The following is a 22,064-nucleotide window of genomic DNA, read 5'->3' on the forward strand; positions in this document are numbered from 1 at the left end:
TGGTTAATTCAAGTTTGTGCAACATAAAAAAGAGGTCACTTTTGGCGACCTCTTTTTCGTTTTACAACTTATATTCTAATATTCTCCGTCTACGGCATTGAATTTATTCTCAAGATCTCTTTTGTATCCTTTAGCCTGATCAATCCATTCAGGAGCTTTTTCAACAAGATCATCTACAATAGATCTGCCTGTTAGTTCGTCTTTCTTAGTAATATATTTAATGGCTCCGTATACTGCGGCTCCAATTAACGCTGATTTTATAAATCCCATAGTTGATGTGTTTAATTTTTTAATTGAACAGCTAATGGTATAAAATGTTTTTATTAATTTAAAATTAACCTAACGTTTTGATATCGATTACAAAGCGATACCTTACATCACCTTTGATCATTCGAGCATAGGCTTCGGTAATGTCTTTAATATCGATCATTTCAATATCAGAAACAATATTGTTCTCTGCACAGAAATCAAGCATTTCCTGAGTTTCGGCTATGCCTCCAATACCAGATCCTGCTACGCTTTTTCTTCCTCCGATTAATGAAAATGGGTGGATGGCATATTGCTCTGAGGGTACACCTACGCAAATATGAACTCCGTTTGTTTTAAGGAGTGATAAATACATATTCATATCATGCTCTGCAGAAACAGTATCAAGAATAAAATCGAAGGTATTTGCCACTGCTTTAACCTGCTCTGCATCGGTAGTTACCACAAAGTGATGGGCTCCTAAGTCTTTAGCGGCTTGTTCTTTCGATGCTGAGGTGCTCAATACGGTTACATCAGCGCCAAACGCAACGCCAAACTTAACTGCCATGTGCCCTAATCCGCCTAGCCCTAAAACCGCTAGTTTATGGCCTTTGCCTACTTTCCAGTGTCTTAATGGCGAATAGGTAGTAATTCCAGCACATAATAGTGGAGCTGTTGCGGCAAGCGATAATTTTTCTGAAATGTGCAATACAAATTCTTCACGAACTACAATGGTATTTGAATAGCCTCCGTAAGTTGGAACTCCGTCTCTTCCTTTGTCATTGTAGGTTTGGGTATTTCCTTCGAAGCAATATTGTTCTAAATCCTCAACGCAATTATCACAAACCTGGCATGAATCAACCATACATCCAACGCCTGCGATATCATCTACTTTAAAATTTTTAACATGACCGCCCACTTTTATAATCTTTCCTACAATTTCGTGGCCTGGTACCATCGGAAATATGCCAGGAAACCAATCGTTTTTAATTTGGTGGAGATCACTGTGGCAAACTCCACAATATAATATTTCAATCTGAACATCGTGTGGGCCTACTTCTCTGCGTTCGAATTGCCAAGGCGCTAAATCTGTTTCAGGGCTTTGTGCAGCATATCCTTTAGTTTCTATCATCGTTTTTAGTTTTGTAAGGTAAAGTTATCATAACCTTATCAATTGAAAAGGCTAGTACAAAAGTATTGCACGTTAATTACAAATATCAAAGCTTATTAGCCATTAGTTTAATAGTGTATAAGGATTGATCAGCCTAAAAAACATTGTCACAACTTTTTTCATAAAAAATTCAGCAAATACATTTTAATTTCTATATTTGCACCTCCTTAAACAAAAGGAATGATTCCGTAGCTCAGCTGGTAGAGCATTACACTTTTAATGTAGTGGTCCTGGGTTCGAATCCCAGCGGGATCACAAGCACCTCTTTATGCAAATGAAGAGGTGTTTTTGTTTTAACCCGGTGATGAGAGGTTTATCCTGAGGGCCATCCCTATTCGTCAGGCGGGCAGTTGAGGGAAATTCCATCGGCACCACGACGTTTAACATCACATTTTTTTGGTAGCTTATGATACTTGTAGAGGTTGAGCTATCTTCTAAATTAATTATCTTAATAAAGACGGAGATAGATTTTTAAAAAAAATTAGTGCATTAAAAGATTTTGGCGGAGCGGAAATAAGCAACCTGTCACCTGTCAATCCTATATTGTTTAATTTAATATCGCCCATACTTTGAAGGTCTTCATCAAATACTAAACCCTCACTTATATTAAATTTGTTATTAAGGATATAGGATAGTGTTTTAGGGTTGCTCTGAAATGTTTTAACGCTAAAGTTATGTGGTTTTGAAAATATGTTTACATCAGCAGACACAGAGAAATCTGTTAGTATGATATAATATTTCTCACCATACCTATCTCTTAAATAATTGCCCAACATTTTAGCATTCCATTGTGCAGCACTAAAGCCCGAATTGCTAACATGTAAGTTATGGGCATGTATAATGGCTTTTTTATTTTTTATTTGCATAATATTTTCACTCATCAGACTATCACGCAGCCTGATCATGGAGATGTTATTATTCTCGCCATTTTTAATATATTTAAAATATTCCATATAATTTCTGACATCCATTTCAAGTAAGTGGAAAGATTTTTCATTTAGACTATCTTTAAACTTTTGTTTTTCTAGTTGATACCAATTGCTAATGACATCCTTAGACTCATCTAGGGTAAGGTCACGTCTGCCGTAAACATCACGAATACTTTTCTTAGAACTTTCGTTCATCCAGCCGTTCCAAAAAGTGCCCCATTCTACTGAAATATCCATACCTCTAAAAGAAACCATGTCTTGCGGATGGTTTAGATTATAACCCTTTAACCAAATAAACAGCTCTCTAAAATCTGTATTGTTTAATGTAGACCTTTGCCCACTAGATGAAAACGTTTTATTATAAAGCGAATCCAGACTCTTCGGGTCATTTCTTGAATTATCAGAAAGATAGTTATCCAAAACGCGCAATTGTGGATCTGCATATTCTAAAATCAACATCCGAAATCCCTTTTTCTCTATAAGATATTGTATTAGTTTATTTTTAATGCGGAAAGTTTCCATTGTGCCATGCGTAACTTCTCCAAGACCAATAATTTCGGTATTATTTAGTTTATCTCCTAAGATATTTAACCAATCTGACGATTCGTTTTGTAGATATGAAAATTGGAATGGATAAACGGTTATTGGCTTATTCTGACCTTGCACGCATATACTAAAAAGGCAAAAAGAAAGTAAACTGAGGAAGAATATGGATTTCATCGTAAAATTTTGGATTATAAAGCTACTGTTAAAGTAGCCGCTATCAAAATGTTGAAAAAACTTTTGTCTTTAACCCGCTGAGTGAGTTAAGACCCTTATGTTAAATGCGAATGTCTACTTAACATAAACATAATATAAACATAATGGAGTAATAACATAGCTTTGGAAAAAATTTAAGCTCATGAAAAAGAAGAAACAGAAAGAAATTAGAAAAGAAGCAAGAAAATTAGCAAAAGTAGAACTTACCACCAAAATCATCAGCGCTTTAGAACCGATAGCGGTTAATTTTGTTGAAAATAAAAAAGTAGCAAAGCTGATCAAAAAAAATGCTGGGCAACTTTCTAAAAAGCTCTCAAAAATGGCGTCAAAACCAGTTGATCCATCATTAACGACTACCGCACTAAACAATCAGTCTGCTAAGGAAGTACACACAAAAGCTTAGCGGAATTCATTATTCTACCTGAAACCCACTAGCAAGTTGCTGCAGTTCTTCTTTCGAAATTTGTTTTGGATCATAATACTGCTTTTCGAGCAAGCCTAAAGTAATCTTGATTTTGCCACTGGTAGTTCTTATTAGGCACTCACCGTTCTCAATGGTACTGGAGATGTACCTACCGATGCCTCGATTGATATCCGAAAATCTAAGCACCAATTCATGGAAAATAAATACGGGATAATTCATACCATGAATGTATGGACTTCATGTTAACCCAATATTACGTTATCATTAAGTTTTGTTAACATTGAGTTAACATACCTTTAAATTTTACCTGGGCTAGCCACTTTGTGCTTAACTAACTAAGACAATACCCCTAGAGAAGAACCGATTAACTTTAACTTTTCTATGGTTTGACTATCGTTTAGTCCACTTTCATCACGTTCTTTTTGAAATTGCAGAAAGGAAGGTACGTTTAGAATTTCTTGTTGTACCTTTTCATTTTCATACATGGCCATATGTAAAAAAGTAACCCCATCTTCTTGTAAGTACACATTGTATAAAAAATTTAATGAAGTTAGTTTCTTAAAGTCTGCTAAAAAAGCGCTGATATTTACGCAATTTCGATTTACAAATTCGGGTCTAACCGTATAGTTTACCTTTACTGAGATCATTTTTATCTGCCATTAGTATTATGTGCTAAATGTACAAAAATTTGCTAAAATCCAAGGGATGAGCGAAGCGTTCAGCGTTGAGAGCTAAGCGTAAAGCGTAGGGCTGCTCCAAAAAAAAAGACCTGCCTAAGCAAGTCTCTTTTAATCTTTAGCTCAAAAGCCTATTTACCCGAATTTTTCTTAGTGGTTACTTCAGTACGGATATCTTGTGCCAAACCTTTAAGGTCTTGCATTGCTTTACGTACTCTTGTACCTGCTGCTGCATTGCCACCATTATAAAATTTTTCTGCATCTGCTTCAATCGCAGCAATTACTTCTTTAACTTTTGAGAATTTTTCCATGTTTTTAGTTTTAATTTGATTTCAAATATATCATTTAAACCCAATAAACAAGTAGATTTAAAATATTTATAATTGCTTTTTCAAGTACATAAAGCCACTTTTTTGCTAAAAAGCCTGAATCGCAATTTGTTAGCGAAAAACGGTTTAATTAAAAATAGCGTGGAAAAACATGGTTAAAACCTATTTAATCATGGTTAATAGGCAAATACTATCACTTAATGCCTCGGCCTTAAACGATAATAGTTGGTGAAGAGTAATCAATTCCCCATCATTTAACGAAACCTCATTACCTAAACTTTCGAAAAATAAATTACCACTTATTACCTGTAAACTCATCTGGGCTTCCTCTTTATCATTTCCAGGTCTAATGCTTTCTCCCTGTTTAAGGGCTACGATGGTAATGGTTACGGTTTCAGATTTATAAACAGTAATCGCATTTTTCCCGTTTTTGCCGTAGGCTTCTTCTTGTTTAATCTGCGCTATATACTTTGGAATATTAATCGGGATAATTCCTGCATCTAATATCCGTGCGCCTTCTGGACGTTGTGGTGTAGCATTATTGTGTTTGAATTCCATAAGTCTAATTTAACTAAAAAAACAGAAATAAGGGAAAGTTGTTTCAACTATAGGTTAATTGCTTAATTGGTTAATTGTGTAACTGGTTGATAGGTTAATTAAGGGGTTTAATCTTCATCTACCTAGTTAAACAGTTAACCACATAATGTTTATAAGTAATATTGAGGAGATATTATAAAATCAGTTCCTTTGTATTTAATGGCACTATTTATCACTTCATTAAATACAGGCAGTAATGGCAATTGTTTTTACATTGGTAATGATGATGAAGCTATTTTAGTTGATGTTGGATTATCATGCAAAGAAACGGAAACGCGTTTACAGCGACTTTCGTTAAGTATGGACAAGGTAAAGGCTATTTTTATATCCCATGAGCACAGCGACCATATTCGCGGCTTACCCGTACTTGCTAAAAAATACCAAGTTCCGGTTTACATCACGCATCATACTTTAATAGGAGGAAAACAACAGCTTCCATACCACCTTATCAACTCATTTACTGCATATACGCCAATACTCCTCGGAAATTTAAAAATTATTGCCTTTCCTAAAAAACATGACGCTGCAGAGCCCCATAGTTTTATCGTATGCTGTAAAGGCGTTACTGTTGGTGTATTTACAGACATAGGCGATCATTGTACCCACGTGATTAATAATTTTAAATTGTGCAATGCGGCATTCTTGGAAGCTAACTATGATGATGAAATGCTAGAAAAGGGCCGATATCCCTATTTTTTAAAAAATCGAATCAGGAGTGGTAACGGCCATTTATCAAACAAACAAGCACTAGCTTTATTCATGATGCATAAGTCGAGCAAGATGAGCCACCTCTTTTTATCCCATTTAAGCAAAGATAACAACTGCCCAGACCTGGTAAGTGAACTATTTAACACGCATGCCGATGGAACCGAAATCATCGTGGCGTCAAGGCTTCAAGAAACACCGGTTTATTTTATAGAGGAGAGCGTGAGCCGTGGAGCGTTTGGCGTGGATGAAAACACCAACCATTGGTGCAACTAAGAAAGTCAAGCTTTAATTCCTTTAAATTCACTTTTGGCTTCGACTACGCTCAGCCTGACAGACTACCTATTCGTAATGTTAATCTTTGAATCCAACAGCGCTTAACGCCAAACGCTATTCGCTACGCCTCTTCAAGCTTTGTCCCCCCTGCTCCCACTTCAAGCCTATGCTTAACCCCACATTTAAGTGCGAAATTTGCTTTTTGGTGGCCTACGGGGAAATCAAAGCAAATGGGATAAGCATATTCTCTGGTTACATCAAGTACAATATCCACCAAGGTTCTTCCAAAACTGCCATCCTCATCTGATTTAAGCTTAAATCCCCCAATAATTAATCCTTTTAGCCTCTTTAATTTGCCACTTCTTTTCAGATTATAAAACATACGGTCTACACTGTACAATTCCTCCCCCGTATCTTCTACAAATAATATTTTTCCTTCCGTCTCTATCTCCGATCTGCTTCCTGCCATGTTTTCGATACAACGTAAATTGCCTCCTATTAGCTCTGCCGTTACCGTACCTAGTTTGTTTCTCTCATGGGATGGAGCCCGATAGCTCATTGGTTCTCCTTTCAGCGCCTGCTGGATCGAATTAATGGTTTCTACCTGAATGGGCTCGGCCATTGACCAATTGGACGGAAAACTATTACACATTTTAGAATGGAGGGTGGCAATATGATAATTGGTATTGATATGGCAATGAAAAATGGTAATGTCACTAAAACCAATCAGCCATTTAGGCGATGTGATAAACTTACCGAAATTTAGTTGATCGATAATTCTAACTGCTCCATAGCCCCCTCTTGCACACATGATTGCCTTAATGGTTGGATCATCCAACATCTGCTGCATATCTGTTAAGCGTTCTAAATCTGTGCCGCCGAAAGTAAAATCTTTTGCTCCTACAGTTTTACCAACAATTACATTAAATCCCCAACTTTTCATTTGGATTACCGAGGGCTCAATTTCTTCTTGGGTGATGTACCCTGCCGGACAGGTAATACCAATGGTGTCTCCCGGTAAAAGGTAAGGAGGGATTTTAGCGCGCTTCGGACTTTCTGTGAGAAGATTAACAGCAGCCGAACTTTTAAGCGGGTTTATAAGCAGAGAAGCAGGAATAAGGGAAAGAAAATATTTGCGGTTCATGTCACACGGTTAACTTTGACGGGCTCTTGCTAGTGCATAAACCTAATCAAAGGTTTGCTCAGCATAATCCAAGGCTAAGATAATAATAACCACAAAGAAACATAGTACACCTATTGGCTAAAAAAGTACAAAGCGATGTTAGTTTAGGCTCTTTCGCGACCTATCCCTTAGCGCTTGGTCTAATTCACTTGCACTTAAATCAAGCATTTGAACAATATTGGTCAATTCTAAGCTCAAAGGCATTGTTTTTATCACATCTATCAATCCCATTAAGTTGGCGATTGGTTTTCTGATAACGTGCGATTTCATATGTTCTAATTGAGAGAGAGCCGCCGCATTCTTCATAAATTCAGTAATATCATACCCGATACAAAATATTCCCAGAGGTTCTGAATTGTTATCAAACATGGCTTTATAATCCCATTGGGTGGCTATGTACCCGCCTTCCCCGTTGTGCTTCCTGATAGTGGCTGGAAAAATCTGATCGGGATGTTTAAAGCATTCTTCAGCAACTATACCACAAATTCCTATATCTTCTTCATGGATAGTAATTGAATAATGCTTCCCGAGCAGCTCTACGTGGCAGTTTTTAAATGCATTTGCATAGTGATCATTAAGGTAAGCATAGTTGCTATCCATGTTTACAGCTATTAAGTAAAAAGTTTTTGAATTAGCGAATAGCGCTTTTATGCTTTCAAAATCATCACTACCTATCATCGTACAAGCAATTAAAATTAAAAATGGAACCTAGGTGACTTGTATGTAGGTAACCAAGTTTACGGCGCTTTGTTTGAAATGATTATGATTCCTAATTAGCTATCCTAATACTGCGGTATCGAGTTGTTTAGATAGCCCTACTCCTGCCACTAACAATTCTTGTGTGATCGTTTTGGTATAATCGGCAATTTCTGCTTTAAAATCGGCTACCGAGGCTCCTGAACGAATTTCTTCTAGCCGTTTTTCCCATTGACCAGTTAATTCTGCTTGGGCAATCTTTTTATCTTTCACCACCTCATAAACGGCAAGTCCCTTGTGGGTTGGAACCAGGTTACGTTTATCACGTATAATGTATTCACGCGTTAATAGGGTTTCTATAATGGCTGCACGAGTTGCAGGCGTACCTAATCCACTATCTTTCATTGCATAGCGGAGTTCCTCATCTTCAATTTCTTTACCTGAGGTTTCTAGCGCCTTAAGCAACGATGCTTCATTGTACAAAGGTTTAGGTTTCGTTTGCTTTTCGAGCAAGATTTTTTCTGTGATCGGCAGCATTTCTCCAACAGCTACCTTGGGCAGCGAGGGGTTATCCTCATCTTTTTTATCTTCATCAGCTTCATTAAATACGGATCTCCATCCCGCAGAACGGATAACAGTGCCGTTTGCGATGAATAGCGAACCCGATTTTATGGTGATTTTAGTTATTTCTTTTAGACATTCCTGGTGAAACGCTTCTAACATCCTTCCAGCAACCATATCATATACGGCTTGATGGTCTTTGCTTAAATTGTAAGGTTTTTCGCCCGTTGGCAAAATAGCATGGTGATCTGTTACCTTCTTTGCATTTACACTTCTTTTATTGAGCACAGCAGATTGCAAAAAAAAAGCCTGTTTAGCAAACTCTGGATGATCGATAAATGTAGAGATCAATTTCGGCACGTTTGCAAACACATCATCGCCAATATATCGGCTGCTGGTACGGGGATAGGAAACTAGTTTGCTTTCGTATAGATTTTGCAATAAATTTAGTGTCTGATCAGCCGTAAATCCATTTTTTTTATTCGCTTCTTGTTGCAGACTGCTTAGATCATGCAGCAATGGTGGCGGTTCTTTTCTAGGTTTCGCTTCTACTGCGTTAACTTGGGCGCCCATTGCAAATCCCGACGCAACATCTTCCACTTTATCGAAAACTTCTTGTGCCTCAAACTGTGTTTTAAAATTAGTGATTGAGATTGCCTTGAACAATTGTCCGGCTTTATCTAACTGGATACTAATTTGATAATAGGTTTGGGGAACAAAATTTTTACTTTCTAGAAACCTGGCACAAATCATTGCTAAGGTGGGCGTTTGGACCCTGCCTAAAGAAAGTACACTTTTTGATCCTGCCGAAATACTTAAAGCTTGCGTTGCATTCATGCCAACCAACCAATCAGATTCTGACCTACAATGTGCCGAATTAAATAAGGTATCGTAATCTGTTCCAGGTTTTAGATTCCTGAATCCGTCCTTAATTGCTTCATCGGTTTGTGATGAAATCCACAGTCTTTTGAAAGGTTTTTTGCATTTAAGAAAGTAATAGATATACCTAAAAATAAGCTCCCCCTCTCGTCCGGCATCTGTAGCAACAATAATTTCTGTGGCCTCATCAAAGAGTTTTTTAATAACATCCAATTGTTTTCTTACCCCTGGATCCTCAATAAAACCATCCTTGCTTTTAATTTTTCGAATAGAAAGTTTAAATTTTGCCGGCAACATTGGTAAATGCTGTCTACGCCAACCAATAAAACCATATTCCTGCGGAGGTGCAAGTTGTAACAGATGTCCAAAAGCCCATGTAAACGAATAGTCCTTCCCTTCAATATACCCATCTTTTCTAGTGGTAGCACCAAATACTTTGGCCAATTCACGTCCAACAGAAGGTTTCTCGGCAATTATAATTTTCATCTTTGAGGCTAGATTTTTAGAACGCTAAATAACCTAAAAAGATTGATACCAGGGGAAAGAAGATATCAACACCACGCTTCTCGGATGATTACATAGATTGATTTAATAACGCTTCGCGGATGATTACACCGTCCTTCGACTACGCTCAGGATGACAATTGTGGGCGTTGAAACTGAAAACTGAAAACTCCAAACTCCTACTGCTGCTGTTGCTGTTGTTGCATTTCGATAAATTTCTGATAAGAATTGGTTAGGACAATGGGTTCAACGGTTTCCTGAACATATACTGGAGCTTGTTGCATCGCCAATTCTTCTTCGGCTTTAATTTTTTCGTTCGTAATCACCACAGCTACGGTTAATGTATGCGCGAAAGAACCTTTATAAGTTCCCTTCACTGGAGTACAATCGTTAAAATTTCGGCCAAAAGCAATGCGGATGTGTCTATCACTAACCAAGCAATTATTGGTGGGATCTATCCCCATCCACCCATAATCTGGAATGTAGGCCTCAACCCACGCATGTGTAGCTCCAATTCCTCTCAGTTCATTTCCCATCGGACAGATGTAACCACTTACATACCTTGCGGGAATGGCTGATATCCTTAACATTTCTAACAGCAGGTGGGCAAAATCCTGGCAAACGCCTGCTTTCAATTCCCAAATCGTATCTATATCTGTTTCAACATCTGTTACCCCTTGTTGATAAGTAATCTGATCAAAAACATAAGATGAAAGTGCCTTCACTGATTCTAAAACCGTTTTTTCCCTATTGGCAATAGTAGAAATCGCACTTTTAATGGCTGATAGCGACTGATAGTTGCCGAACTTTACAAAATCCAAATAGTCTACTTCCAGACTAATTTTATCAATGCTTTCCCATTGGCTTTTTGCCGACCAAAAGTCTGACGGGATAGGTACGGGTTTGGTCTCTACTTCGGCCTCAACGGTGATCACGAGATCAGTATGAGGTTCAACTATACTAAAAACCCCTACTTTGTTCCCAAAATAATCAAAATAACTATCTACAATGCCCGTTGGCCTTATTTTAATCTCGTGTTTAATGATGTCTTGATAATTATCCGATGGCGGACTTAAGATAATCTGGTTTGCACTATCGATTACCGCTGAGGAATAAATGTATTTAGTGGTGTGTTTAACGTGGTATGTAGGCATTTGGATTGGGTTATATGGTTATCCCGATAGCTATCGGAAGGTTAATGGGTGAACTGAAAACTGCCATCCTTATAGTTATCGGGAGAAATTGATTAGCTTGATATGCCAAAATAATACTGATTTAAGGACTGAACGATATTCATTATATTATCTTCTATAGAATTTAATAGCACAAGTTGGGCATCGGTATCTGATCCCGGGCTATTGTACTTTAGGATTGCGGCTGCCTTACCAATAGCAAATTCTATTTTATTGAAGCTTTCTTCCAGACTATCTTGTTTTAATCGCTGTGAATACCGGTTCAATTGCTTTAGGCCATAGGCAATAGAATGTGGGAAATCCCTTTCATAAAGTACCTGTTTAAAAATTAGATCAGCCTTTACCGCCCCAGAATTTGCCTTCAAATAATACTCATATCCAGATATAGATACCAAAAAATAGCGCCAACTTACAATATCTAAACTGTCTGATATCAAACCATTTGTGCGACTTATCTGCATTTTTAGTGCAGTTATACACTGTAATAACCTTTCGATAAATTTACCGATGTTTAAATAATTGAAGCCTTCGCTCCTAAACATCGAAACATCAACTACACCGTAATACAACATGCACTGTCTGATCAGTTGATCGAAAATGGTAACCGGATCTCCTTTAAAAACCTGCTTTTGTAAGCCCGTATCCCTGATCAAGTGATAATAATCGTTTAAGCATTGCCACAGTTCTTTTGTGATGTGATCTTGGGCGCTTCGAGCATTTTCTCGTGCCCTAAAAATATTGTTTACTACAGAGCTATCGTTTTCTTTATCAAACAAGATAAATTGAAGCACTTCATTAGCACTCATGGTTTGCTCTGGCGCTTTTCCATGGTTATAATAACTAAATACATCATCCCATTTAACAAACGGAACACCATCTTGCGAAGCAATATAATACGTCCTTAAAATTCTTAATTGTACATTGGTACGCTCCATGTAACGGCTCATCCAAAATATGTTCTCTGCAACTCTACTCAGCATATTCGTTGTTCTTTTGTTTGTTAGGCGCTAAGCGTTGAGAGTTTGGCGTTCTAATCGCCTAACCCCAAACGTGTATCGCAATTCTCTAGTCTACCACCCAAGTATCTTTACTCCCTCCACCTTGTGATGAATTTACCACTATAGACCCTTCTTTTAGTGCAACACGCGTTAATCCGCCAGGTACAATTTCAATTCCATCTGGTCCACTCAGTGCGAAGGGCCTTAAATCAACCCTCCTTGGCTGTAATTTTCCATCAATATAGCATGGGGCTGAGGAAAGGCTAATGATTGGCTGAGCAATAAATTGTCTGGGTGATTTTACAATTTCTTCACTAAATTCTTTCAATTCCTGATCACTCGCGATGTTTCCGATCAGCATACCGTAACCACCACTTTCATTGGTGCGTTTAACCACCATGTTATTGAGATTTTTTAACGTATATTCTCGCTCGTCAACATTCTCCATCCGATAGGTGGGCACATTTTTAAGGATGGGTTCTTCGTTTAAGTAATATTTGATCATGTCAGGTACATAGGCGTAAATTGCCTTATCATCGGCCACGCCATTTCCCATTGCGTTAACAATAGCTACATTTCCTTTTCTATAGGCATGATAAATACCAGGTACTCCTAGCATGCTATCAGGCCTAAATATTAAAGGGTCTAAAAATTCATCATCTACTCTACGGTATATGACATCCACTTTTTTATAGCCTTTTGTTGTGCGCATATATACTTTGTGGTTGTCAACAACGAGATCTCTTCCCTCTACCAGTTCAATGCCCATTAATCTGGCCAAGGTGGTATGTTCAAAGTAAGCAGAATTATAAATCCCGGGCGTTAACAACACCACCGTGGGCCTACTGGTATGTCTGTTTCCCAAGCCTAACAGATTTTTCATTAACAGGTCAGGATAATCGTTAACCGGCCTTACTTTATTGGCGGGGATAAGATTGGGGAACAAACGATAGCTGATGTTTCTGTTTTCTAACATGTAGCTTACGCCAGATGGGGTTCGAAGATTATCTTCTAATACATAGTAAGAGCCATCATGATCACGGATAAGATCGATGCCGCTGATATGGGTATAGATATCGAAAGGAACATCTACATTCATCATTTCTCGAAGGTAGTTAGGACTTGAATAAATCAGCGCCGCAGGAATAATTCCATCTTTAATGATAAATTGCTGATGGTAGACGTCTTTTAAGAAAATATTTAAGGCTTTTAAACGCTGCTTGATGCCGCGTTCTATAAAATCCCACTCTGTGGCCTGAATAATTCTAGGATAGATATCAAAAGGAAAAATTTTCTCGATCCCTTCTCCACTACTATATACAGTAAATGTTATACCCTGAGTTAAAAAAAGTTTCTTCGCCAGCTCATCTTTGAGGGTCATTTCTGCAGCATCAATATTTTGAAAAGCAGCCATGAAGGAATCATAGTGTTTTCTAACCTCTTGGGCCACTTTCATCTCATCAAAAACCCCATCTATTGTTTGATATTTCTTAAAATATTCTATATTCTCCATATCTCTGATTAAAATACAAACAAAAACTCTAATTTTTTATAATAATAACACTATTTAAAAGAAATTACTCATAAAATAGGATAAAAAATAGGGAATATCAGAAAATTCTATCGGCCGAATTGGGAAATGATGAACTATTTTAGCTCTTTGTAGGACTTATAGAAGATAAAGCTAGTTAAACTGTTATTTTTCTAAAATTCCCGGCAGATCTCACCATCTTTAAAAAAATATAAAGCTGTAAAATACTTAGTATTATGCAAAACACGATTGACGAATAAAGCAGTTGATTTAACTTCCCTACTGCATGTTCAACTCGTTGAGGTATTGCCGATAGTGGTGGATAAAGGATCTCTCCTTTATAACTGTTTAGAAATAATATCATATCGATTAAAAAAATTAATATGATTAAGTTAACTATAGAAAAGATCAAATTAGCTATTAAATTCTGGTAATTTTCTTGTATGATTTTTAAAAGATAGATGATAAAAAAAAGGATAATAGTTATATGCGGAAAAAAGGTAAGTGTATAAAAATTGGCCATCAAATCTTTATAATTTGCGGCCTCATTTGTGCCAAAATAGGTTTGTACGTTAATCAGCCCATAAATAAGTAGGGCTAGTAAAAAAATACTTAGCACCCAAACCAATTCCTTTTTCAGTTGATCACGTAGCATTTTATCACTTTTTAGGCTTAGAACTCATGTAAAAGGTTAATTTTCCTCCATTAGTAATATCTTCATGATTAATGAAGGGCTTAGATAACACAACGCCGTTCAATAACACTTTCTCTACATATACATTTTTGTCGCTTTGGTTGATTGCTTCAACTGTAAATGTCTTTCCATTTTCAAGAACTATACTGGCTTTATCAACAGAGGGCGATCCTAAGGCATAGGTTAAGCCCCCAGGAGAAACGGGGTAAAAACCCAAAGAAGAGAACATATACCATGCACTCATTTGACCACAATCGTCATTACCTCCCAAACCATCTGGTGTTGGCTTATATTGCATCTTAAGGATATGCCTCACCTGCGCCTGGGTTTTATAGGCTTGGTCTGCCCAGTTATAAAAATAAACAACATGGTGTGCGGGTTCGTTTCCGTGTACGTATCCTCCTATAATGCCGTCACGTGTAATATCTTCGGTTTCTGCAAAAAATTCATCTGGCAAATGCATGGTAAACAGGGTGTCCAATCGTAGGGCAAATCTTTTTTTGCCACCCATTAACTCCATCAGCCCTGCAGGATCTTGTGGAACGAAGAAGCTATAGTTCCAGCTATTTCCCTCAATAAAACCTTGTCCGTTAGTACTTAAGGGGTCAAATCCTTTCTTAAAGGTTCCATCTGCCAATTTAGGTTGCATAAAACCAGAGGCATTATTATAATTATTTTTCCAGTTGTTAGATCGTTTCATAAATTGATCGTAAACGTCCATTCTGTTCAGCTTTTTAGCCATTTGGGCGATGGACCAATCGTCGTACGCGTATTCCAAGGTATTTGAAACCGATACTCCACTTCGTTCTGAAGGAATATAGCCCATATCCATGTAATACCCAATGCCTTCATAATTTCTATGACTTGCCGTAACCACACAGGCATCAAGCGCTTTGTTTGCATCACCGGTATAGGTTCCTTTAACCACGGCGTCTGCTATTACAGAAACACTATGGTAACCGCTCATGCACCAATTGTCGTTTGCATAGTGCGACCATATGGGTAGCATTTGTAAACTACTCTGCTCATAATGCGCCAACATAGATTTTACCATGTCGTTATTGCGTGAAGGCTGAACAATGTTAAAAAAAGGATGCAGGGCCCTGTAGGTATCCCATAAAGAGAAAGTAGTATAATTGGTAAAACCCACTGCGGTATGCACATCCTGATCTAGCCCTTTGTACTGTCCGTTCACATCTGTATAGGTGGTTGGATTAATAAAGGCATGATACATAGCCGTGTAAAAATTAGTTTTATCATCGTTCGACGCAGAAATTTCGATTTTGTTTAGCTCTCTGTTCCAACTTGCCTGTGCTTGCGCCTTCACTTTGTCAAAATCCCATCCTGTAATTTCCGAACGCATATTTTCTAGAGCATTTGCCTGACTTACAGGCGATAATGCAAATTTTATTTTAACTTTTTCACCCTCGTTGGTATCAAAATCAAAGTACATTCTTAACTTCTTTCCTGCAATTTCGGGAAAATTCTTGCTCTGGTTAAATTTGCCCCAAAAACCACGATAAGGCTGTGCAACGTCATAATTCTTCTGGCCATAGCTTTTAAAAGGTTTCGAGAAACTCATCGAAAAATAAACCGTCCTGGTACGGGCCCAGCCGTTAGTTTGGCGGTAGCCCGTAATTAAAGTATCGTTAACTACACGAACATAGGTCCAAACTGTTTTATCATCGTAATTATAAATCCCCGCCATCAGATCTAGGATGATATGGCTCTGATCAGATTTTTGAAAAGTGTACTGATGCATCCCCACACGTGTGGTAGAAGTCATTTCTGCGGTAATGTTATCATCGTCTAATTTTACTTTGTAATACCCTGCCTCTGCTGTTTCATTGGCATGTGAAAATGCAGAGCGAAAACCGCTTTTTGTATCGTTGGCCGTACCTGGATTTAACTGAAGCTTACCTTGTGTTGGCATAATTAAAAAATCGCCAAGATCAGCGTGGCCCGTTCCGCTAAAATGGGTATGACTAAATCCTACAATCGTTTTGTCTTCATATTTATACCCAGCGCAATATTTATATACATCACCATTGTATTTTCCATTAACGGCGTAGGGAATAGTATCTGTTTCTGGACTTAGCTGTACTGCGCCAAAAGGTACGGTTGCTCCGGGATAAGTGTGCCCCATTTTTTCGGTACCAATTAAAGGTTTCACATATTTTACCAGGTTTTGTTGAGCACTAACCGAAACAGAAATGAAGACCAGGTAATAAAAAAGTGTACGTTTCATAATTAATTATGCGAATAGATTAGGAGAGCTAAGGTATAAATATGATTTCACAGATTGAAGATGATTTCGCCGATTGCGGATGATTTCACCGATTTTTAGGTAACTTGATATGTTAAATCATGAACTATGAACTATGGACTATGAACTATGAACTATGAACTATGAACTATGGACTATGGACTACCCATCTCCATTCTATTTCGCCGATCCTACAAATGTTTAACTTAAAATATAATAATCCTTAATATATTTGAATACCAATATATATGAATCACACCATTACTCTTCGCGATATTGCCAAAGCTCTAAATTTATCGGTTTCTACGGTATCTAGGGCATTAACTGATAGTTATCAAATTGGTGATGAAACCAAATTAAGAGTATTAACTTATGCCAAAGAGCATCATTATGTGCCAAATCGTATGGCGAGAAGCTTAAAAGAAGGCAAGAGTAGGTCTATTGGTGTTGTGGTTTGTGCTATCGACAATAATTTCGTAGCGCAAATGCTGGATGGTATCGATCAACACTGTACTGATAATAATTATCAGTTAATAATTATGCAGAGCAAGGAGTCTTTAGAGCAAGAAAAAACCTGTGTAGATCTGTTGTATGCGGGCGGCATTGATGGGCTTTTAATCTCCCCATCCTATCAAACCACCAATTTTGATCATTTAATTAGCTTGCAACAAGCAGGGATGCCAGTAGTGTTGTTTGATAGGTTGAGCAAGCAGATCAACACCCATAAGGTTGGTGCCGACAACTTTAAAGGGGCTTACGAAGCTACTGCTCATCTGATTAAGAGCGGTTATGAATCAATTGCCCATATCAATAGCAATACGAAATTGAATATAGCTACCGAGCGATTTGAGGGCTATAAAAAAGCGTTAGGTGATCATGGAATTACCTATAGGGAAGAATTAGTTAAGTTTTGTGATACCATTACCCCCGATCAGTTAAATAACAATGTAAGATTGGCAATAACAGAACTGATGTCGCTAACCAATAGGCCAGACGCCTTATTTACTGCTACTGATCAACTAAGTACCAAATGCCTGTCGTTACTAAACCAACTTAACTATAAAATCCCTAAAGATATCGCGCTGATAGGTTTTAGCAATTCAGATCTGGCCGATGTCTTACACCCACCCTTAAGTACTATCCATCAACCCGCATTCGAAATTGGTCGTTTAGCGGCAAAACAGTTACTGTCTCTAGTAAATGGAAAAAATAATGATACGTTCGAGACTATCATTTTAGACACCCAGATCCAGGTTAGAGCATCGACTAAGAGGGACTAGGATTAGCAAGATTATAGGTTTAAGATTAAAGTAATATTTAATATGAATTGTTAAATTGCTTAATTGTTGCATGTTTCCAATACAGCCTATAATTCGTTAGGATGCTTAATTGTTAAATTGTTCCTTGTCGCCACCCTACAATATAGCAATATAACAATCCAGCAATTCTAAATTTCAAAGTCTATTCATTTTAGTATCATAATAATCCTTAATTCTTGTAATCCTATTAATCTTAGTGTATTTTTGCAATTATGCAGAGAGCATAGAGCATGGAGCATGGAGCTTAGAGCGCCTTGCCCCATGCTCTATGCTTAATTTAATATTTTAGTAATGAGCAAACACGGTAGAATTCTGGTGGCAATGAGTGGCGGGGTGGATAGTTCTGTTGCAGCAGTGATGTTGCACGAGCAGGGATATGAGGTAATTGGCCTAACCATGAAGACCTGGGATTATGCAACTTCGGGAGGAAGCAGCAAAGAAACGGGTTGCTGTAGCTTAGATAGTATAAACGATGCGCGTACTTTAGCTGTCAACTACGGCTTTCCTCATTACATTCTGGATATTCGGGATGAGTTTGGAGATTTTGTAATCGATAATTTTGTTGATGAATATCTTGCTGGACGTACCCCAAACCCCTGTGTTTTGTGCAATACCCACATCAAGTGGGAAGCATTATTAAAACGTGCCAATAAATTAAATTGCGAGTTTATCGCCACCGGGCACTATGCAAACATCCGTAAACAGGATAGTGGCAGATATGTGATTTCCAAAGGTTTGGATGAGAATAAAGATCAATCTTACGTGCTTTGGGGTGTTTCGCAAGAAAACCTTTCCCGTACCAAATTTCCATTAGGCAGTTTTGCTAAAGCGGATATCCGCCAGATGGCGATGGATATGGGTCAGGAAGAATTAGCGAAGAAAAGTGAGAGCTATGAAATCTGTTTTGTTCCAGATAATGATTATCGAGCATTTTTAAAGCACAAGGTGGAAGATTTGGAAGACAGAGTGGCGGGCGGTAATTTTGTTAACGGTAATGGAATGATTATCGGTCAGCATAAAGGTTACCCATTTTATACCATAGGCCAACGCAAGGGTTTAGGTGTTGCATTTGGCGAACCCATGTTTGTTACCCAAATTTTACCAGAAAGCAACACCGTTGTATTGGGCAGGGCCGATGAATTGGAACGTCGCGAGGCGATGGTGAGAAATATAAACCTGGTGAAATATGAAAACATTAACGAACCAATGGATAATGTAATTACCAAGATCCGCTATAAAGATGCGGGAATGTTAAGTACCATTGTTCAAGAAAAAGATCAGATGCGTGTGGTCTTTGATCATCACGTTTCGGCCATTGCACCGGGACAATCAGCTGTTTTTTATGAAGGAAACGATTTGTTGGGGGGTGGTTTTTTGGTTTAACCAAACAAAGTCATCCGATGACTCTCAGTCATCGAATGACTTGGTGACTACCAGTCATCGGATAACTTGTTAATCAAATAAGGAGTCCCCACCTTCATCTTTTTACTTTTATAGGGCTCAAAGTAATAATCTACTCTTCCAAGATTTATCCCTGCAAAGCCCACCTGGTTTATGGTGGTGATCTTTCCGTCCAAGTTTTTTACATCTTCTGGTACTTCCATAAAGGTATGCGTGTGACCGCCAATAATCAGATCAATATTTCTTGTGCTGGCTGCTAATACCTTATCAGAAACCATGGCACTGCGGTACGAGTAGCCTAAATGAGATAGGCAGATCACAAGATCACATTTGTAATCGTTCTTTAAAATAGCTGCGGTTTCATTGGCTTTTGCAATAGGGTCCAGGTATTTTGTTTCACCATAATTTTTTGGATCCACTAGTCCCTTAAGCTGAATTCCCAACCCAAAAACTCCGATGCTTAGGCCTGCTTTTTTAAAGATTTTATAAGGTTGTGTAGATTTGGAGAGTACTGTATTGGTAAGATCGTAATTAGCAATTAAAATGGGGAAATTAGCATGGGGCAACTGCTTATAAAAGCCCTCTACCCCATTATCAAAATCATGGTTACCTAATGTTGAGGCATCATACTGCATCATGCTCATTAACTTCATTTCTAGTTCTCCGCCAAATTTGTTGAAGTATGGAGTTCCCTGAAATATGTCTCCAGCATCTAATAAAAGTACATTTTCTTGCTCAGCTCGTATCTTCTTAATCAACGCTGCTCTTCTGGCCGTTCCGCCTAAACCTTGGTTTTTTGAACCATCCATAGGGAAAGGTTCTATCCTACTGTGCACATCATTGGTATGTAAAATGGTTAATTTTTGTAACCTTCCGTTAGCAAAAGTATCCAGAGAATTTAAGTTGAGAGCAACTGCAGCACCAACTATACCGCCAGCCCTAATAAAGTTACGACGATTAATTTTTAGTAATTCTTCCATCTAATTTTGCATTAATCTTTTTACCTGTTCGTTGTATATCTTCAACCTCGTTTAAGAGTGCTGTTCTAACCAATAAATCAAGGTTTTTTCTAGAAATTGGATTTGTAAAGCCTTGCGCATCATCGCCACCGCTAGCAATATAATCTGATGCCACCACTTTATAGGTTCGGCTTACATCAAATGGTTTCCCATTAACCAAGATATTTTCAGGTAGTTTATCTTTTATGTTCATCTTTAACCCAGCAACTGGCTGACCGTTAGTAGCAGCAATAAATTTAATCAGGCTTAATGCATCATTGCCACTCAATTCAAATAATACCAATTGGTTTTCGAAAGGCATCAATTCGAAAATATTAGCTACGGTTATTGGTCCTTGGGCAATATCATTACGCAAACCTCCTTTGGTGGTGCCGATTGAAAAGTCAATAGTTGGATCAATCATTTTTACCTGGTGCATTACTGCATCTGCAAAGAAATTACCGAGTACAGATTCTGGAACGGTTGAACTTTTGGTTAGCGCTACATCTGTCCACCCAATAACTTTGCTCATCTCCGCATCAACCTGAACTTTATAGGGCAGATAAGTTTTGATTATTGTACTGTCAACAGCAACTTTACCATTGATATGGTACTCTTCCCGATTTGATTTAACAACCTGATAATGGGTATTACAGGCACTAAGAATAACAGCGATTAGGACAAAAAGGTAAATTCTCGTTTTTAGAAACATACTGATGGAGATGTAAAACGAAGATAGAGAATTGAACTATAAAATAAGAATGTCACGCTGAGCATAGTCGAAGTATTAAGGTACATCCTAATAGTTAAACACGTCTTCGACTTAAGTTTATACTGAGCCTGACGAAGGGCTCAGTATGACAACTAATGGGCTATTATCTAAACTCTAGCTCTTCGCTAAATCCTGGCCAAAAATAGCACTCATTTGCTCATAAAGCTCAGGATGCTTTTCTTTTAACGATTCTGGAAGTTCGAAAAAATATTCGGCTGCTACAGCAAAAAACTCGGCCTGGTTGGTTAGGGCGTAGGGATTGATATCAGATTTATTTTTCTCGATCTGTTCCATCTCTTCGTGCATCATTTTTAACCAGGGAACAGTATATTCATGAGCAATTAAATGCTCTGGAATGCCGTCTGTAGCCCCATCAGCACTATCTATTAGATGTACAAACTCATGGATAGCCGTATTTTCCTTCCCTGCACTTTTAGAAAAGCCATGGTAAAGTGCCGATCGAGATAAAGCCATCTGACCGTTCATAAAGCCGCTACCCACCATACCTAATACATTTCTTTCACCTTCATCAGTTATAAAGTCTCTATTAAATGTGTTCGGATATAAAACCACGCTGCTGAGGTTTTTGTAGGTCCACTCTCCAAATCCAAAAATTGGGATTACCGCACTAGCAGCAATTAAAATCCTATCTAATGGTGTGATGTCTATACCTACACCTTCAATTTTAACTGAGCCCAAAAATACACCAACTTTTTGCTCAAACAATCGTTTTTTATTATCATCCAATTGCTGGTAAAACTTAACATTTTCGGTTAACAAGGCCTTTTCTTGGTTAGAAATGATCACTGGATCAACTTTCTTTTTGCGAAATATAAAATATGCGGCAACGCAAACTAGAGCGACTAAAAAGATAATGGGATATAAATTCATAGTTTATTAACAGGATAACAGAACTATAGTTTAACATATTATAAAAAAATCCCAAAACAGTTAAGT

Annotated in this window: 22 protein-coding genes and 1 tRNA gene; 5 read left to right on the forward strand and 18 right to left on the reverse strand. The window is 37.8% G+C overall.

The window, feature by feature from the left end:
* Window positions 1-75 precede the first annotated feature (75 nt).
* Both AC6H0V_RS05760 and AC6H0V_RS05765 read right to left on the reverse strand, forming a co-directional pair.
* On the reverse strand, window positions 76-270 hold the full coding sequence (locus AC6H0V_RS05760; protein ID WP_497562762.1) for a YtxH domain-containing protein: 195 nt from the start codon (window positions 268-270) through the stop codon (window positions 76-78).
* Window positions 271-334: 64 nt separating this feature from the next.
* Window positions 335-1,378, reverse strand: a complete 1,044-nt coding sequence (locus AC6H0V_RS05765; RefSeq protein ID WP_497562763.1) for an NAD(P)-dependent alcohol dehydrogenase — start codon at window positions 1,376-1,378, stop codon at window positions 335-337.
* Between the two features lie 221 nt (window positions 1,379-1,599).
* Here AC6H0V_RS05765 and AC6H0V_RS05770 point away from each other — a divergent pair.
* Window positions 1,600-1,672 (forward strand) — tRNA-Lys (locus tag AC6H0V_RS05770).
* A 188-nt stretch (window positions 1,673-1,860) separates the two neighbouring features.
* Here the strand turns inward: AC6H0V_RS05770 and AC6H0V_RS05775 are convergent.
* A complete protein-coding gene (locus tag AC6H0V_RS05775) occupies window positions 1,861-3,066 on the reverse strand; it encodes an erythromycin esterase family protein (protein WP_497562764.1) in 1,206 nt (401 codons plus the stop codon).
* Between the two features lie 181 nt (window positions 3,067-3,247).
* On the opposite strand from AC6H0V_RS05775, the gene AC6H0V_RS05780 reads away from it, so the two are divergent.
* Window positions 3,248-3,508, forward strand: a complete 261-nt coding sequence (locus AC6H0V_RS05780) for a hypothetical protein (RefSeq protein WP_497562765.1) — start codon at window positions 3,248-3,250, stop codon at window positions 3,506-3,508.
* A gap of 9 nt (window positions 3,509-3,517) precedes the next feature.
* On the opposite strand, the gene AC6H0V_RS05785 is transcribed toward AC6H0V_RS05780, so the two are convergent.
* The 4 genes from AC6H0V_RS05785 to AC6H0V_RS05800 form a co-directional block, all read right to left on the reverse strand.
* The gene (locus tag AC6H0V_RS05785) at window positions 3,518-3,748 is read right to left on the reverse strand and encodes a hypothetical protein (RefSeq protein WP_497562766.1); all 231 of its coding nucleotides are present in this window, start codon (window positions 3,746-3,748) and stop codon (window positions 3,518-3,520) included.
* Between the two features lie 116 nt (window positions 3,749-3,864).
* Window positions 3,865-4,176, reverse strand: a complete 312-nt coding sequence (locus AC6H0V_RS05790; RefSeq protein WP_497562767.1) for a hypothetical protein — start codon at window positions 4,174-4,176, stop codon at window positions 3,865-3,867.
* Window positions 4,177-4,337: 161 nt separating this feature from the next.
* On the reverse strand, window positions 4,338-4,517 hold the full coding sequence (locus AC6H0V_RS05795) for a BF3379 family histone-like protein (RefSeq protein WP_497562768.1): 180 nt from the start codon (window positions 4,515-4,517) through the stop codon (window positions 4,338-4,340).
* A gap of 180 nt (window positions 4,518-4,697) precedes the next feature.
* A complete protein-coding gene (locus AC6H0V_RS05800) occupies window positions 4,698-5,093 on the reverse strand; it encodes a cupin domain-containing protein (protein ID WP_497562769.1) in 396 nt (131 codons plus the stop codon).
* Between the two features lie 198 nt (window positions 5,094-5,291).
* Here AC6H0V_RS05800 and AC6H0V_RS05805 point away from each other — a divergent pair, with 198 nt between their 5' ends.
* Window positions 5,292-6,113, forward strand: a complete 822-nt coding sequence (locus AC6H0V_RS05805; RefSeq protein ID WP_497562770.1) for an MBL fold metallo-hydrolase — start codon at window positions 5,292-5,294, stop codon at window positions 6,111-6,113.
* A 121-nt stretch (window positions 6,114-6,234) separates the two neighbouring features.
* Here AC6H0V_RS05805 and AC6H0V_RS05810 read toward each other — a convergent pair whose 3' ends face one another.
* From AC6H0V_RS05810 to AC6H0V_RS05845, 8 genes are all read right to left on the reverse strand, one after another.
* A complete protein-coding gene (locus AC6H0V_RS05810) occupies window positions 6,235-7,257 on the reverse strand; it encodes a S66 peptidase family protein (protein ID WP_497562771.1) in 1,023 nt (340 codons plus the stop codon).
* A gap of 138 nt (window positions 7,258-7,395) precedes the next feature.
* Window positions 7,396-7,974 carry a PAS domain-containing protein gene (locus AC6H0V_RS05815; RefSeq protein ID WP_497562772.1) on the reverse strand — a complete coding sequence of 193 codons (579 nt, stop codon included), beginning with the start codon at window positions 7,972-7,974 and terminating at the stop codon, window positions 7,396-7,398.
* Between the two features lie 99 nt (window positions 7,975-8,073).
* Entirely contained in the window at window positions 8,074-9,918 is a 1,845-nt protein-coding gene (locus AC6H0V_RS05820) for a DNA topoisomerase (protein ID WP_497562773.1), read from the reverse strand.
* 196 nt (window positions 9,919-10,114) lie between these two features.
* Window positions 10,115-11,089, reverse strand: coding sequence for a transglutaminase family protein (locus tag AC6H0V_RS05825; RefSeq protein WP_497562774.1), 975 nt, complete (start codon window positions 11,087-11,089; stop codon window positions 10,115-10,117).
* A 92-nt stretch (window positions 11,090-11,181) separates the two neighbouring features.
* Window positions 11,182-12,108, reverse strand: a complete 927-nt coding sequence (locus tag AC6H0V_RS05830) for an alpha-E domain-containing protein (protein ID WP_497562775.1) — start codon at window positions 12,106-12,108, stop codon at window positions 11,182-11,184.
* An 85-nt stretch (window positions 12,109-12,193) separates the two neighbouring features.
* Window positions 12,194-13,639: a circularly permuted type 2 ATP-grasp protein gene (locus tag AC6H0V_RS05835; RefSeq protein WP_497562776.1), complete on the reverse strand. Its 1,446-nt coding sequence runs from the start codon at window positions 13,637-13,639 to the stop codon at window positions 12,194-12,196.
* A 175-nt stretch (window positions 13,640-13,814) separates the two neighbouring features.
* Window positions 13,815-14,312 carry a hypothetical protein gene (locus AC6H0V_RS05840; RefSeq protein WP_497562777.1) on the reverse strand — a complete coding sequence of 166 codons (498 nt, stop codon included), beginning with the start codon at window positions 14,310-14,312 and terminating at the stop codon, window positions 13,815-13,817.
* A gap of 4 nt (window positions 14,313-14,316) precedes the next feature.
* Window positions 14,317-16,599, reverse strand: coding sequence for a GH92 family glycosyl hydrolase (locus tag AC6H0V_RS05845; protein ID WP_497562778.1), 2,283 nt, complete (start codon window positions 16,597-16,599; stop codon window positions 14,317-14,319).
* A 266-nt stretch (window positions 16,600-16,865) separates the two neighbouring features.
* Between AC6H0V_RS05845 and AC6H0V_RS05850 the strand changes: the two genes are divergently transcribed.
* Together AC6H0V_RS05850 and mnmA are read left to right on the forward strand one after the other, a co-directional pair.
* On the forward strand, window positions 16,866-17,897 hold the full coding sequence (locus AC6H0V_RS05850) for a LacI family DNA-binding transcriptional regulator (protein ID WP_497562779.1): 1,032 nt from the start codon (window positions 16,866-16,868) through the stop codon (window positions 17,895-17,897).
* 330 nt (window positions 17,898-18,227) lie between these two features.
* Window positions 18,228-19,319 carry a tRNA 2-thiouridine(34) synthase MnmA gene (mnmA, locus tag AC6H0V_RS05855; protein ID WP_497562780.1) on the forward strand — a complete coding sequence of 364 codons (1,092 nt, stop codon included), beginning with the start codon at window positions 18,228-18,230 and terminating at the stop codon, window positions 19,317-19,319.
* Window positions 19,320-19,366: 47 nt separating this feature from the next.
* Here mnmA and AC6H0V_RS05860 read toward each other — a convergent pair whose 3' ends face one another.
* The 3 genes from AC6H0V_RS05860 to AC6H0V_RS05870 form a co-directional block, all read right to left on the reverse strand.
* On the reverse strand, window positions 19,367-20,317 hold the full coding sequence (locus tag AC6H0V_RS05860) for a metallophosphoesterase (protein WP_497562781.1): 951 nt from the start codon (window positions 20,315-20,317) through the stop codon (window positions 19,367-19,369).
* Window positions 20,295-21,047 carry a 5'-nucleotidase C-terminal domain-containing protein gene (locus tag AC6H0V_RS05865; RefSeq protein ID WP_497562782.1) on the reverse strand — a complete coding sequence of 251 codons (753 nt, stop codon included), beginning with the start codon at window positions 21,045-21,047 and terminating at the stop codon, window positions 20,295-20,297. Before AC6H0V_RS05865 ends, AC6H0V_RS05860 begins: the two co-directional genes overlap by 23 nt.
* A 174-nt stretch (window positions 21,048-21,221) precedes the next feature.
* Entirely contained in the window at window positions 21,222-21,998 is a 777-nt protein-coding gene (locus AC6H0V_RS05870; RefSeq protein ID WP_497562783.1) for a M90 family metallopeptidase, read from the reverse strand.
* Window positions 21,999-22,064: the final 66 nt, after the last annotated feature.

The sequence above is a fragment of the Pedobacter sp. NO84 genome (genome assembly GCF_059703915.1).

Excerpts from the sequence above, each read along its gene's own strand:
- AC6H0V_RS05840 (WP_497562777.1), bottom strand. The coding sequence starts at position 14,312 with ATGCTACGTGATCAACTGAAAAAGGAATTGGTTTGGGTGCTAAGTATT.
- AC6H0V_RS05850 (WP_497562779.1), top strand. The coding sequence starts at position 16,866 with ATGAATCACACCATTACTCTTCGCGATATTGCCAAAGCTCTAAATTTA.
- AC6H0V_RS05820 (WP_497562773.1), bottom strand. The coding sequence starts at position 9,918 with ATGAAAATTATAATTGCCGAGAAACCTTCTGTTGGACGTGAATTGGCC.
- AC6H0V_RS05825 (WP_497562774.1), bottom strand. The coding sequence starts at position 11,089 with ATGCCTACATACCACGTTAAACACACCACTAAATACATTTATTCCTCA.
- AC6H0V_RS05865 (WP_497562782.1), bottom strand. The coding sequence starts at position 21,047 with ATGTTTCTAAAAACGAGAATTTACCTTTTTGTCCTAATCGCTGTTATT.
- AC6H0V_RS05805 (WP_497562770.1), top strand. The coding sequence starts at position 5,292 with ATGGCACTATTTATCACTTCATTAAATACAGGCAGTAATGGCAATTGT.
- AC6H0V_RS05810 (WP_497562771.1), bottom strand. The coding sequence starts at position 7,257 with ATGAACCGCAAATATTTTCTTTCCCTTATTCCTGCTTCTCTGCTTATA.
- AC6H0V_RS05780 (WP_497562765.1), top strand. The coding sequence starts at position 3,248 with ATGAAAAAGAAGAAACAGAAAGAAATTAGAAAAGAAGCAAGAAAATTA.
- AC6H0V_RS05845 (WP_497562778.1), bottom strand. The coding sequence starts at position 16,599 with ATGAAACGTACACTTTTTTATTACCTGGTCTTCATTTCTGTTTCGGTT.
- AC6H0V_RS05835 (WP_497562776.1), bottom strand. The coding sequence starts at position 13,639 with ATGGAGAATATAGAATATTTTAAGAAATATCAAACAATAGATGGGGTT.
- AC6H0V_RS05795 (WP_497562768.1), bottom strand. The coding sequence starts at position 4,517 with ATGGAAAAATTCTCAAAAGTTAAAGAAGTAATTGCTGCGATTGAAGCA.
- AC6H0V_RS05860 (WP_497562781.1), bottom strand. The coding sequence starts at position 20,317 with ATGGAAGAATTACTAAAAATTAATCGTCGTAACTTTATTAGGGCTGGC.
- AC6H0V_RS05790 (WP_497562767.1), bottom strand. The coding sequence starts at position 4,176 with ATGATCTCAGTAAAGGTAAACTATACGGTTAGACCCGAATTTGTAAAT.
- AC6H0V_RS05870 (WP_497562783.1), bottom strand. The coding sequence starts at position 21,998 with ATGAATTTATATCCCATTATCTTTTTAGTCGCTCTAGTTTGCGTTGCC.
- AC6H0V_RS05800 (WP_497562769.1), bottom strand. The coding sequence starts at position 5,093 with ATGGAATTCAAACACAATAATGCTACACCACAACGTCCAGAAGGCGCA.
- AC6H0V_RS05815 (WP_497562772.1), bottom strand. The coding sequence starts at position 7,974 with ATGATAGGTAGTGATGATTTTGAAAGCATAAAAGCGCTATTCGCTAAT.
- AC6H0V_RS05765 (WP_497562763.1), bottom strand. The coding sequence starts at position 1,378 with ATGATAGAAACTAAAGGATATGCTGCACAAAGCCCTGAAACAGATTTA.
- AC6H0V_RS05830 (WP_497562775.1), bottom strand. The coding sequence starts at position 12,108 with ATGCTGAGTAGAGTTGCAGAGAACATATTTTGGATGAGCCGTTACATG.
- AC6H0V_RS05785 (WP_497562766.1), bottom strand. The coding sequence starts at position 3,748 with ATGAATTATCCCGTATTTATTTTCCATGAATTGGTGCTTAGATTTTCG.
- AC6H0V_RS05760 (WP_497562762.1), bottom strand. The coding sequence starts at position 270 with ATGGGATTTATAAAATCAGCGTTAATTGGAGCCGCAGTATACGGAGCC.
- AC6H0V_RS05775 (WP_497562764.1), bottom strand. The coding sequence starts at position 3,066 with ATGAAATCCATATTCTTCCTCAGTTTACTTTCTTTTTGCCTTTTTAGT.
- mnmA (WP_497562780.1), top strand. The coding sequence starts at position 18,228 with ATGAGCAAACACGGTAGAATTCTGGTGGCAATGAGTGGCGGGGTGGAT.